General features: G+C 74.8%; 11 protein-coding genes. 6 read left to right on the top strand and 5 right to left on the bottom strand.

Annotated elements, in window-relative coordinates; all coding sequences use genetic code 11:
- Positions 1-32: 32 nt before the first annotated feature.
- The 5 genes from ACFHW0_RS01390 to ACFHW0_RS01370 all read right to left on the bottom strand — a co-directional run bounded on the left by ACFHW0_RS01390 (position 33) and on the right by ACFHW0_RS01370 (position 6,995).
- Positions 33-1,688: a putative bifunctional diguanylate cyclase/phosphodiesterase gene (locus ACFHW0_RS01390; RefSeq protein ID WP_416605237.1), complete on the bottom strand. Its 1,656-nt coding sequence runs from the start codon at positions 1,686-1,688 to the stop codon at positions 33-35.
- 115 nt (positions 1,689-1,803) lie between these two features.
- A complete protein-coding gene (locus ACFHW0_RS01385) occupies positions 1,804-2,613 on the bottom strand; it encodes an SAM-dependent methyltransferase (protein WP_416604900.1) in 810 nt (269 codons plus the stop codon).
- Between the two features lie 194 nt (positions 2,614-2,807).
- On the bottom strand, positions 2,808-3,476 hold the full coding sequence (locus ACFHW0_RS01380) for a response regulator transcription factor (RefSeq protein WP_007072219.1): 669 nt from the start codon (positions 3,474-3,476) through the stop codon (positions 2,808-2,810).
- 7 nt (positions 3,477-3,483) lie between these two features.
- On the bottom strand, positions 3,484-5,178 hold the full coding sequence (locus tag ACFHW0_RS01375) for a GAF domain-containing sensor histidine kinase (RefSeq protein ID WP_416604896.1): 1,695 nt from the start codon (positions 5,176-5,178) through the stop codon (positions 3,484-3,486).
- 14 nt (positions 5,179-5,192) lie between these two features.
- Complete coding sequence (locus ACFHW0_RS01370) at positions 5,193-6,995, bottom strand: AMP-dependent synthetase/ligase (RefSeq protein WP_416604894.1); 1,803 nt, start codon at positions 6,993-6,995, stop codon at positions 5,193-5,195.
- Between the two features lie 193 nt (positions 6,996-7,188).
- Here ACFHW0_RS01370 and ACFHW0_RS01365 point away from each other — a divergent pair, with 193 nt between their 5' ends.
- The 6 genes from ACFHW0_RS01365 to ACFHW0_RS01340 all read left to right on the top strand — a co-directional run bounded on the left by ACFHW0_RS01365 (position 7,189) and on the right by ACFHW0_RS01340 (position 12,407).
- Entirely contained in the window at positions 7,189-7,644 is a 456-nt protein-coding gene (locus ACFHW0_RS01365) for an SRPBCC family protein (protein ID WP_416604892.1), read from the top strand.
- Positions 7,645-7,675: 31 nt separating this feature from the next.
- Positions 7,676-8,320 (top strand): hypothetical protein, encoded by a 645-nt coding sequence (locus ACFHW0_RS01360; protein ID WP_416604890.1) that lies wholly within the window; start codon positions 7,676-7,678, stop codon positions 8,318-8,320.
- Positions 8,321-8,396: 76 nt separating this feature from the next.
- On the top strand, positions 8,397-9,344 hold the full coding sequence (locus ACFHW0_RS01355) for an ROK family glucokinase (protein WP_416604887.1): 948 nt from the start codon (positions 8,397-8,399) through the stop codon (positions 9,342-9,344).
- 10 nt (positions 9,345-9,354) lie between these two features.
- Positions 9,355-10,062, top strand: a complete 708-nt coding sequence (locus ACFHW0_RS01350) for an endonuclease/exonuclease/phosphatase family protein (RefSeq protein WP_416604885.1) — start codon at positions 9,355-9,357, stop codon at positions 10,060-10,062.
- Between the two features lie 91 nt (positions 10,063-10,153).
- Positions 10,154-11,563, top strand: a complete 1,410-nt coding sequence (locus tag ACFHW0_RS01345; RefSeq protein ID WP_121400493.1) for a flavin-containing monooxygenase — start codon at positions 10,154-10,156, stop codon at positions 11,561-11,563.
- A 40-nt stretch (positions 11,564-11,603) separates the two neighbouring features.
- On the top strand, positions 11,604-12,407 hold the full coding sequence (locus ACFHW0_RS01340) for an alpha/beta hydrolase (RefSeq protein ID WP_416605236.1): 804 nt from the start codon (positions 11,604-11,606) through the stop codon (positions 12,405-12,407).
- Positions 12,408-12,427 lie beyond the last annotated feature (20 nt).

The raw sequence follows: 12,427 nt of genomic DNA, 5'->3' as shown, positions 1-12,427 counted from the left end.
TTCGTGGTGGTTCCCGGCGGTGGGAGGACCCGTCAGCGCAGGCGGGCCAGGACGCGCTCGGCCGAGTCCGGGCGGCCGAAGTGCCAGCCCTGGCCGGCGTCGCAGCCGATCGCCCGCAGCCGCTCCGCCTGCCCGGCGGTCTCCACGCCCTCGGCGGTGACGGTCAGGTCCAGCGCGTGCGCCAGCGAGACGAGCGAGGCGAGGATCCGCTCGTCGGCCCGGGCCTCCGGTGCCCGCAGCCCGGCCACGAACTGCCCGGCCACCTTCAGCTCGGTCACCGGCAGGTCCCGCAGGTACGCCAGGTTGCAGTAGCCGGTGCCGAAGTCGTCGATGGCGATCCGGACGCCCAGGTCGGCGAGCACCCGCAGCGCCCGGACCGGCTCCTCGGCGGTGCTCATCATGGTGCTCTCGGTGATCTCCAACTGGAGCCGCTCCGGCGACAGCCCGGTGTGCCGCAGCAGCGCGCGTACCTCCTGGACGAGGCCGGCGCGGCGCACCTGCCGTACGGCCAGGTTGACGCTGACGAACGGGGCGGGCCCGGCGTCGACGGCCCAGCTCTCGGCCTGCCGGCACGCCTCGGCCAGCACCCAGCCGCCGAGCGGGACGATCAGCCCGGTCTCCTCGGCCAGCCCGATGAAGCTGTCGGGCCGCAGGACGCCCAGCTGCGGGTGCCGCCAGCGCACCAGGGCCTCCATGCCCAGCACCCGGCCGTCGCGCAGCGACGTCAGCGGCTGGAAGTCGAGGTAGAACTCGCCCCGCTCCAGCGCCGCGGGGATGGCCGCGGAGAGCGCGTAGCGGGCCAGGTCCTGGCGGTCCCGGTCGGCGTCGTAGAGCGCCCAGCGGTCGCCACCGGCGGCCTTCGCCCAGTGCAGCGTGCTGTCGGCCGCCCGCATCAGGTCACCGGGGGAGGTGCCGGCGACCTCCCGCTCGACGATGCCGATGCTCGCCGAGACGCTCAGCTCGTGCCCGTCCACCAGCACCGGCTCGCGTACCGCCGCGAGTGCGGCCTCGGCCACGGCGACGGCGTCGTCGGTGCCGGTGGTGCCCTCGACCAGGACGACGAACTCGTCCCCGCCGAGCCGGGCGACCAGGTGCCCGTCGAGGGCCCGGCGGAGCCGGTCCGCCACGGCCACCAGCAGCCCGTCGCCGACCTGGTGCCCGTGCGAGTCGTTGACCACCTTGAACCGGTCGAGGTCGAGGAAGCAGACCCCGAGGCGCGCCGCGCCCCCCGTGGGCGAGTCGATGGCCGCGCTGAGGCGCTCCGTCAACAGCGTGCGGTTGGGCAGGTCGGTCAGCGGGTCGTGGGTGGCCTGGTGGCGGAAGCGCGCCTCGCTGCTGCGCAGCGCCCGCTCGGCCTCCGCCCGGGCGGTCATCGCGGCCCGGCGGATCGTCTCCTGCTCGTCCAGCGTCCGGTCCCGCAGCGCGCGGGCGTAGCCGGTGGTCACGGCGGCCAGCAGCCGGGCCAGCCGGTCCTCGACCTCCTCCTCGACCAGCCCGAGGTCGCGGGCCAGCCGGAGCTGGACGACCTCGACCGTCCGCCCCAGCGCCTCGGCCGAGGCGATGTGGGCGGCCACCAGTTCGGTGCCCACCCGGTGCCCGACCCGCAGGTCGATCGGCTCGGCCAGCAGCGCCGCCGCGAGTTCCTCGGTGAGGCGTTGCAGCAGCGCCTCGAGCTGGGCCTGGGTCATCGGCAGGTAGCTGGTGCCGGTGACGGCCTTGGCCCACGCCCGGGCGAAGGTCCCCGGGCGGGACGGGTGCCCCACGGTGGTGCCGGTCGGGGCGACCGTCGTCGCCCCGGGCGGCTCACCCACCGAGTCGCCCGACGCCGCCGATGAAGGCCGCCCGCTCGGCGTCCTCGGCGCTGTCGGGGGACTCCGGGCGCCACTGCGGCACCCAGACCACGCCGGGGTCGACCAGCTCGAAGCCGTCGAAGAGGGCGGTCAGTTCGCCACGGCTGCGGATCCACAGCGGATTGTCGGTCCGCCGGTAGACCCGCTCGGCGTCGGCTCGCTCGTCGTCGCCACGGCCGTCGCCGCTGGCCTGCGAGAGCACCAGGTAGCTGCCCGGCGCCAGCGCCTCGCGCAGCGTCCGCAGCAGCTCGGCCGGCCGGTCGTCGTCCGGCACGAAGTGCAGCACCGCCACGATCATCACGGCGATCGGCTGGTCGAAGTCGAGCAGCCGGCGGACGTCGGGGTGGGCGACGATGCGCTCGGGACGGCGCAGGTCCTCCTGCACCACCACGGCGCGGTCGTTGCCCTCCAGGATCTCCCGGCTGTGGGCCACCGCCACCGGGTCCACGTCGACGTAGACCACCCGGGCGTCGGGGGTGTCGCGCTGGGCGATCTCGTGCACGTTGCCGACGGTCGGGATGCCCGAGCCGACGTCCAGGAACTGCCGGACGCCGGCGTCGAGGAGGAACTGCACCGCCCGGCGGAGGAACGCGCGGTTCGCCTGTGCCATCAGCGGAGCCTCCGGCACCGCCGCCACCATCGCCTGGGCCGCCGCCCGGTCGACCGCGAAGTTGTGCGAGCCGCCGAGGTAGTAGTCGTACATGCGGGCCACGCTGGGGCGTTCGATGTCGATCTCGTCGGGTGCCCAGTCCGGCCGCTGCATGCGCTCACCCCTCCTGTCGGCGTGCGGGACACCGTTGCCCGCGCCGGTATTCTGCCGGTTGACCGCCCGGGAGACCATAGCGCGCCGGGAACCCTTCGACGCCGCCGCTCAGGGCGGCGACGACGGGTCCGCGCCGCCCGTCGGCGGTCGCGGACCCGTCGGTGGTACGTCGTCGGGCTCCCGGCGGGAGCGGGTCAGAACTTCGGGGCGTCCGGCGCCTCGAGCAGACCGAGCCGCAGCGCGGTCATCAGCGCCTGGGCCCGGTTGGCCGCGCCCAGCTTCTCGTAGAGCTTCGAGATGTGGGTCTTGGCGGTGGACTCGCTGACGAAGAGCTGTTTCGCGATGCCCGCCACGCTCATCCCGTCGGCGAGCAGCCGCAGCACCTGCCCCTCGCGGGGGGAGAGCTGCGGCCCGGACGGGGCCAGCCGGCGCTTCATCGCCTCCGCCAGGTCGGCGGCCGTGAAGGCGCTGGGGGAGGAGGCGGCGTGCCGGGCGGCGGCGACCACCTCGTCGGCCGGCGCGGTCTTGGGCACGAAGGCGCTGGCCCCGGCCTCCAGGGCGCCGAAGAGCTGGTCGTCGCCGGCGTACATGGTGAGCACGACGATGCCCATCGAGGCGCTCGACTTGCGCAGCGCCCGGGTGGCCTCCAGACCGCTGCCGTCGGGCAGCCGCAGGTCCATGATCACCACGTCCGGCTGCAGCGCACCCGCCTGGCGTACCCCCTCCGCCGCCGTGGCGGCCTCCCCGACGACCTCGAACTGCCGGTCGCGCTCGAACGCGTGCCGCAGGCCCTTGCGGATCAGGTCGTGATCGTCGACAAGGAGGACCTTGGTACGGGTGGCCGGTGTCGGACTTGTGGTCATCCTCGGGTTACTCCCCTTCTACTGCCGCTGCGCTACCGCGCACGTTATCGCGCCGGGGCGAGGAGCCGAGCACCACCGCCACGGTCGTGCCGCTCGGTTGCCGCGGCCTGATCTCCAACCGGCCCCGGATACGTTCCGCCCTCTCGGCCATGATCGCAAGACCGTAGTGCCCGTCGGACCGCTGGTCAGCGATCCCCTGACCGTCATCCGACACTTCGATCTGCGCGTACGGCGGGTCGACCTCGCAGGTGACCCAGAGATTCGACGCGCCCGCGTGCTTGCGCGCGTTGGTGACCGCCTCCTGGGCGATGCGCAGCAACTCGGCCTCGGTGGCGGCGGGCAGCCGCGCGGTGGACTCGTCCAGGGACAGGTGCACCCGCAGCCCGCCGGAGGCGCCGACCGTGCGGGCGTACTCGGCGATCGCGGCGGCCAGGCCGCCGTGCCGGTCCACCTCGCTGCGCAGCTCGAAGAGGCTCAGCCGCAGCTCGGTGATGACCCGGGTCACCTCGCCACGCAGCGTGCGCAGTGCCTCGGCGGTCTCCTGCGGGTCCTCGTCGACGTACGCCAGGGCGTTGTCGATGCCGTAGCCGACCATCACCAGTTCCTGCGCCACCCCGTCGTGGATCTCCCGGGCCAGCCGCTGCCGTTCCTCGTTGGTGGCCAGCGAGCGGACCTCGTCGAAGAGCAGCGCCGCCTCCAGCCGCAGCGCGGCGGGGCGGGTCAGCCCGGTCACCCGGGACACCACGCCGGGCGGGTACGCCTGCGCCGCGTCCGCCTCCAGCACCACCAGCCCGACGGTGCGTACCCCGGCCACCAGCGGCACGATCAGGGCGGACACGTCGCCACCGCGGTGCGACCGGGCCTGCGACCGGGCGGCGGTGTGCGGCTGCTGGCTGGCCCACGCGTCGGCGATGGCCGAGTCCGCGTCCAGCGTCGTCTCCCAGTCGACCCGTTCCACGCCCACCTGGGCGAGCACCACCAGCCGGCCGCCGCCGCTGGCCGACAGCACGGCCGCCCGGTCCGCCCGGGCCACCGTGCGCAGCTCCTCCAGCAGGTGCTCGGAGATGCCGCCCGGGTCCAGGGTGGCCCCGGGCAGCTGCCGGGCCACGGTGCGCAGCTGGGTGAGCAGCCGGGTCGCCTCGGCGTACGGCTGGGGCTTGCCCTCGTTGCGGACCTGCATGACCCGGTGCAGGCCGCTGGCGGCGGCGAGGCCGAGCCCGGCCAGGATCAGCCACTGGGCGCAGATCACCAGGTAGCCGAGCTCGCCGATCTGCCGCTCGCCGTCGACCTCGGTGACGGCACCCGCCACCAGCAGGGTGGCCGCGGCGACGGCCAGCAGGGCCACGCCCTCGCGGAACCGGCGGCGCAGCGCGGTGACGGTCACCGGGACCGCCAGGTAGGGCAGCACCGCCGAGGCGCCCAGCCCGCCGACGTCCCCGCCGAGGGTGGCCACGGCGGCGACCTGACTCGCGGCCAGCCCCAGCACCACCACCTCGGCCACCCGGCTGAGCGGGCCGACCGGCCGGTGCTCGGGCGCCAGCAGGGCGGGCAGCCCGGCGACCGCCAGCAGGGCGATCCACCAGAGCTGGCCGGGGTCGTGCGTGGCGTACAGGGTCAGGACGGCGACGAGCGCCAGCATGACCACGCGCGCGGCGGCGGCGAGGGGATGCGGCTGGGGCCGGGAGGGCGTCGAGGCGGGCACGTGACGGATGGTAGTCAGCCCCGGTAGATGTCGGCGATCTCCGCCGCGTACGACTTGTGCACGACCTGCCGCTTGACCTTCAGCGACGGGGTCAGCTCGCCCGTCGCCTCGGTGAAGTCGTGGGGCAGGATCCGGAACACCTTGATCGCCTCGGCCTTGGAGACCGCCTGGTTCGCGGCGTCGACGGCACCCTGGATCTCGGCGCGCAGCCCCTCGTGGTCGCGCAGCTTCTCGACGGGGGTGTCCTCGGGCAGGCCGGCCGAGGCGAGCCAGCGCGGCAGCGCCTCCTCGTCGAGGGTGACCAGCGCGGCGATGAACGGCGCGCGGTCACCGACCACCACGCACTGGCTGACCAGGGGGTGGGCCCGGACCTGGTCCTCCAGCACGGCCGGGGCGACGTTCTTGCCGCCGGCCGTCACGATGATCTCCTTCTTGCGGCCGGTGATGCTCAGGAAGCCGTCGTCGTCGAGCTGGCCCAGGTCGCCGGTGCGGAACCAGCCGTCCGCGCTGAGCGCCTCGGCGGTCGCCTCGTCGTTGCGCCAGTAGCCCTGGAAGATCAGATCGCCGGCGATCAGGATCTCGCCGTCGTCGTCGATCCGGATGGTGACGCCCGGCAGCGGCCGGCCGACCGAGCCGATCCGGGTGGCGTCGGGCAGGTTCGCGGCGGCCGCGGGGGAGGTCTCGGTCAGGCCGTAGCCCTCGCACACGTTCACGCCGATGCCGCGGAAGAAGTGGCCCAGCCGGGCGCCGAGCGGGGCGCCGCCGGAGATGGCGTCCCGGCACCGGCCGCCGAGCGCCGCCCGCAGCTTGCGGTAGACCAGCTTGTCGAAGAGCGCGTGCTGGGCGCGCAGCGCCAGGCCGGGCCCGCCGGAGGTCTCCAGCGCCTCGCTGTACGCGATGGCGACCTGCTCCGCGCGGGCGAAGATCCTGCCCTTGCCGTCGGCCTCGGCCTTCTGCTTGGCGCCGTTGTAGACCTTCTCGAACACCCGGGGGACCGAGAGCACGAAGGTGGGGCGGAACTCCTGCAACTCGCCGACCAGGTTCTTGGGGTCCGCGCAGTGCCGCATGGTGGCCCGCGCCTGCACCACGCCGATCTGGATGAGCCGGGCGAAGGCGTGCGCCAGCGGGAGGAAGAGCAGGGTCGAGGCGCCCGGCCGGAACAGGTTCGGCAGCACCGGCACCGCGTTGGCGATGTCGGCGTACATGTTGCGGTGGGTCAGCACGCAGCCCTTGGGGCGGCCGGTGGTGCCGCTGGTGTAGATGATGGTGGCGAGGTCGTCGGCGCGGACGGCGGCCCGCCGCCGGTCCATCTCCGTCGGGTCGACCGCCTCGCCGGCGCGGACCAGCTCGCCCACGGCGTCGAGGTCGATCTGCCAGACGTGCCGCAGGTCGGGCAGCCGGTCCCGGACGCCGGCGACCAGGGTGGCGTGCGCGTTGCTCTCCACCACGCAGGCCACGGCGCCGGAGTCGGACAGGATCCAGGCGGCCTGGTCGGCGCTGGAGGTCTCGTAGATCGGCACGGTGACCGCGCCGGCCGCCCAGATCGCGTAGTCCAGCAGGGTCCACTCGTAGCGGGTGCGGCTCATCAGGCCGACCCGGTCGCCGGGCTGGACGCCGGCGGCGACCAGGCCCCTGGCCGCCGCGACGACCTCGTCGCGGAACTGCCGGCAGGTGACGTCGGCCCAGGTGCCCCCCGTGCCGGTGGGGCGGACGAACTGGACCGTGTCCGGGGCGACCTCGGCGTTGTCCCAGACCGGGTCGGTGAGGTTTGCCGCGTCGCCGACGGTGACGATCGGCGGGACGGAGAACTCGCGCACCTGCACTCCCTCGTGCTCACTGGCCGGGCCGGCCGCCACCACGGGTCGGCTCTGTCGAAACCTACCCGCCCCGGTGACCGGGGCGAAAAGGCAGGTCGCCCAGGCTGCCCGCGGGTCGCCGCCGGACGCTTCGATCCGGCGTGCCCGGGGGCGGCGCGGCGTGGGCGCCGCCGGTGCCGGGTAGCCTCCCCCCATGGCGGACACCTCCACCCAGTCGATCATCATCGGCGCGTCACCGGAACGGGTGGCGGCGGTCATCTGCGACTTCCCGAGCTACCCGGCGTGGACCGAGGCGATGCGGCGGGTGGAGGTGATCGAGGAGTACGAGGACGGCTACGCCAGCCAGGTCCGATTCACCATCGACGCCGGCGTGCTGGCCGACGAGTACGTGCTGGCCTACGAGTACGCCGAGGACCTCTCCCGGATCGAGTGGCACCTGGTGGCGCCCTCCAAGATGCAGAAGTTCCAGCGCGGCTCGTACGACCTGGACGGCAACCCGGACGGCAGCACGACGGTGACCTACACCCTGGAGGTCGAGCTCTCCGTCGGGATGCTCGGCATGTTCCGCCGCAAGGCCGAAAAAATGATCATGGATACCGCGTTGAAGCAGCTCAAGCGCCGGGTAGAAGCATCCGGTGGGGCGCAGTGACGCGTCCGGCGGCACGGTAGGGGAGCCGACCATGGGTGCAACGGATCCGGGTTCGGCCCGGGAAGAGGCCGAACGTCTGCTCGCCACGGCGCTGGCCGCCGCCCGGCTGGCCGCGGCCGGTTCGAAGAGCGGCCAGTGGGGTCCGCTCGGTGGGATCGTGTCGAGTGTCCTCGGTCACAGCGGCGGCCCGGGTGCGTCGGCGGGGCAGCCCGCGGGCGGTTTCGCCACCGGCGCGGCCGAATGCTGCGTCTGCCCGGTCTGTCGTGGCATCGCCGCCCTGCGCGACCCGAGTCCCGAATTCGCCGAGCGCCTCGCCACCGGCGCGGGCGACCTGGCCGCCGGGGTGGCCAGCCTGCTGCGCGCCTTCACCCCGCCCGAGCCCTCCGCCGACGCCCCCGCCGGGCCGGCGGCCACCCCGGGGCCGGGTGGCGCGGACGACCAGGTGTGGCGCGAGGCCACCCGTAGCGGGCATGATTCTCAGCCGGCACCGGAGCGGGACGTCTGGTCCGCCGCCACACGGGCGGAGGACGAGGCCGCCCCGGCCGCCGTACCGCCCGTCGACGTCGCCGGGCAGGCCGCCGCGGTGACCGTCCGGACGTCCTCCGACGGGCCCGTGGTCCCCACGTCCCGGGCACCGGGGGACGAGGGCGAGCAACTCTCGGGCGACGGGGCCTGACCAACGCACATCCCGACCACGCGCCGGTCGTCCGCCGGCGCCGGTGCGGGCAGCACAGCAGAGGGGAGTGGCAGCGGTGACGCTGACCATCGGAGTCGACGTCGGTGGCACGAAGGTGGCCGGTGGTGTCGTGGACGCCGCCGGCACGGTCCTCGTGCAGGTCCGACGGGACACCCCCGCCGACGACGTCGCCAAGACCCGTGACGTCATCACCGAACTGGTCCGCGAGCTGGCCTCCGGGCACGCGATCGAGGCGGTCGGGATCGGCGCGGCCGGCTGGATCGACGCCAGCCGTTCGACCGTGCTGTTCGCCCCGAACCTGGCGTGGCGGGACGAGCCGCTGCGCGACTACGTCAGCGCCGCCACCGGCCTGCCGGTGATCGTGGAGAACGACGGCAACGTGGCGGCCTGGGCGGAGTTCCGCCACGGCGCGGCCCGCGACGCCGACGACTCGATGGTCATGTTCACCATCGGCACCGGCGTCGGCGGCGGCATCGTGCTCGGCGGGGAACTGCTGCGCGGCGCCAACGGCATCGCCGCCGAGCTGGGCCACATGCTGACGGTGCCGGACGGCCACCAGTGCGGCTGCGGCCGGCTCGGCTGCATCGAGCAGTACGCCAGCGGCAGCGCCCTGGTGCGGTTCGCCCGCGCCGCCGCCCGGCAGGAGCCGCACCGCGCCACCGGCCTGCTGGAACTGGCCGGCGGCGAGGCCGAGGCAGTCAGCGGGCCCATGGTCACCGCCGCCGCGCAGGCCGGCGACCCGGTCTCCACCGAGGCGTTCGCGCAGGTCGGCCGGTGGCTCGGCACCAGCCTCGCCGACATGGCGCAGATCCTCGACCCGCAGGTGCTCGTCGTCGGCGGCGGGGTGATCGACGCCGGGGACCTGCTGCTCGGCCCGACCCGCCGGTCGTTCGCCGACGCCCTGGCCCAGCGCAGCCGCCTCCCGGTCGCCGAGATCCGCCCGGCCGAGCTGGGCAACACCGCCGGCGTCATCGGCGCCGCCGACCTGGCCCGCCGGATCTGAGGCGGTGGCCGTGACGCAGAGCCCGGGCGTGCCGCTGCGCGTCGTGTCGTACAACATCCACAGCCAGCGGGACGACACGGCCGCGCTGGCGGCCGTGGTCCGCGACGCCAGGCCGGACGTGGTGATCGTGCAGGAGGGGCCGCGCCGGTTCCGGTGGCGGCAGAAGTCGGCGGCGCTGGCGGAGTCCTTCGGCCTGGTGGTGGCCGCCGGCGGGCTGCCCGCGCTGGGCAACCTGCTGCTGACCAGCCTGCGGGTACGGGTGGTGGCCGACCGCTGCCAGCGCTTCCCGCTCACCCCCGGCCGGCACCTGCGCGGCGCCGCGTACGCCGAGTGCGTGGTCGCCGGCGCGGCCCGGTTCACCCTGGCCGGGTCGCACCTGTCCACCGATCCGGCCGAGCGCCCCGCGCAGGCCGCGCTGTTCAAGCGCGAGCTGGACGCCACCACCACGCCGGTGGTCGCCGCGGCCGACCTGAACGAGGGGCCGGACGGGCCGGCCTGGGCCACCGTGGCGCGCGGGCTGACCGACGCCGCCGTGGCGATGGACCGGGCCGACCGGCTCACCTACTCCTGCACGAACCCGCGGCGGCGCATCGACGCCCTCTTCGTCGATCCCCGGATCACGGTGGCCGACTACGACGTGGTGGACACCCCGCAGACCCGCCGCGCCAGCGACCACTTCCCGGTCCTGGTCGACCTGCTGCTGCCGGCCGCCGGCTGACCGCCCGGCGCGGCCGGGGCTGGACAACGCGCTCCGTAGTGGAGAGGATGCTGCGCGACCCGGCACTCGTGCCGCACAAAAGGAGATTCCGGTGTCCACCTCCACCGACCACGGCCAGCCCGACCCGGAGGCGAGCACTCTCGCCCTGACCCGCGACGGCCGGCCGGTCTCCGACCGGGGCGACACCGTCTGCGTCGTCGGCGCGGGGGCCAGCGGTCTCACGGCCATCAAGAACCTGAAGGAACACGGCTTCGGCGTCGACTGCTACGAGCGGGAGACCGGCGTCGGCGGCGCCTGGAACTGGCGGCACGACCGCAGCCCGGTGTACGCGAGCACGCACCTGATCTCGTCGCGGCCGTTCACCCAGTTCCCCGACTTCCCGATGCCGGACGACTGGCCGGACTACCCGCACCACAGCCGGCTGCTGTCGTACTTCGAGCGGTACGCCGACCACTTCGACCTGCGCGGGCACATCTGGTTCGGCACCGAGGTCGTCCGGGTGGAGCCCGTGGCCGGCGACCGCTGGGATGTGACCACCCGCAGCACCGGCGGCTACGGCCCGGAACGCACCTCCCGCTACGCGGCCGTCGTGGTCGCCAACGGCCACAACTGGTCGCCGAAGCTGCCCCGCTACGAGGGGCTGGAGGAGTTCCGGGGCGAGGTCATGCACGCCTCGTCCTACAAGGACCCGGCGCAGCTGCGCGGCAAGCGGGTGCTGGTGGTGGGCGCCGGCAACACCGGCTGCGACATCGCCGTCGAGGCCGCCCAGCAGGCGTCGCGCTGCTGGCACTCGACCCGCCGGGGCTACTGGTACGCCCCGAAGTACGTCCTCGGCCGCCCCGCCGACCAGGTCAACGACGCGCTGCTGGCGCTGCGTGTGCCGCTGCGGGTGCGGCAGTGGCTCTACCACTGGACGCTGCGGCTGACCGTCGGCGACCTGACCCGCTTCGGCCTGCCGAAGCCCGACCACCGGGTCTACGAGACGCACCCGATCGCCAACAGCCAGCTCGTCTACTACGTGGGCCACGGCGGGATCGCGCCGGTGCCGGACGTCGTCCGCTTCCACCCGTACGCCGTCGAGCTCTCCGACGGGCGGGAGATCGACCCGGACCTGGTCGTCTTCGCCACCGGGTACCTGCCGCGCTTCGAGTTCCTCGACCCGAAGGTGCTCGGCGACGACGCGGGGGAGGGCCGGCCGAAGCTCTGGCTGAACGCCTTCGTCCCCGGTCGCCCCACGCTGGCCGTGGCCGGGCTGGTGCAGCCGGACTCGGGCATCTTCCCCCTGTCGCACTGGCAGTCGGTGCTCTTCGCCCGGCTGCTGCGGCTGCGCGTGACCCGTCCCGACCGGGCGGCCGCCTTCGCCGCCCGGGTGTCGGCGAAGGCGGGGGAGCGGTACGCCGGCCCCGTCAAGGACAGCAGCCGGCACTGGTTCGAGGTGGGCCACGCCGACTACCTGCGCGCCGTCCAGCGCGCGCTGCACGACCTGGAGGAGGCCCGGTGAGCGCGAGCGAAAGGCCGGAACAGTGAGTCACGTGCGGATCATGCGGGGGCGGGAGTGGGCCCGTCCGGTCCGCCCGGTCCGGCGTGAGGTGCTCGGCGCGGCCCCCGAGGTGGAACAGGGACGCCCGCCGCTGCTCTTCGTACCGGGCTTCGGGCACGGTGCCTGGGCGTTCGCCGAGCACTGGCTCGGCCACGCCGCGTCCCGGGGCTTCCCGGCGTACGCGCTGAGCCTGCGCGGGCACGGCGACAGCGGGCCGGCGCCCGAGGCGACGCTGCGGGCGTACGCCCACGACGTGACCCAGGTGGCGGCGGGCCTGCCGCGCCAGGCGGTGCTGGTGGGGCACGGCGCCGGGGCGCTCGTGGTGGCCCACGCGTTGGCCCGCTACCCGGCCCGGGCCGCGGTGCTGGTCGCGCCGGTGTTCGGCGGCTGGGCGACGTTCGGGGCGGCGCTGCGCCGCAACCCGGTCGGCACGCTGCCGGCGGTGTTCGGCGGGCCGCTGCGGCTGCACCGCCGCCAGTTGTTCAGCCGGGAGCTGCCCGAGGCGGAGGCCCGCGGCTACGCGGGCCGGCTGGGGCGGGCCGGTCGGCGCGCCCAGTGGCAGTTGCTGACCGGGCGGGCCGCCGAGCCGGCGGTGGGCGACCCGCCGGTGCTGGTGCTGGGCAGCCCCGACGACCGGGTGGTCCCGGCGACGGCGCTGACCCGGGCGGCCCGGCGGTACGGCTCCGCCCCGTTGCTCTTTCCCGGCATGGGGCACGACATGATGCTCGACGTGCGGTGGCGGGAGCCGGTCGACGCGATCCTGGACTGGCTGGAGAAGGACCCGGCGCCGACCGGCCGGCCCTGACCCGACCCGGGCCGGGCCGG

The organism is Micromonospora sp. LOL_025, from assembly GCF_048060285.1.
In the GTDB taxonomy this organism is placed as follows: Bacteria; Actinomycetota; Actinomycetes; order Mycobacteriales; family Micromonosporaceae; genus Micromonospora.
The sequence above is the reverse complement of the archived record's forward strand: the minus strand, read 5'-3'. Positions and strand labels throughout refer to the sequence as shown.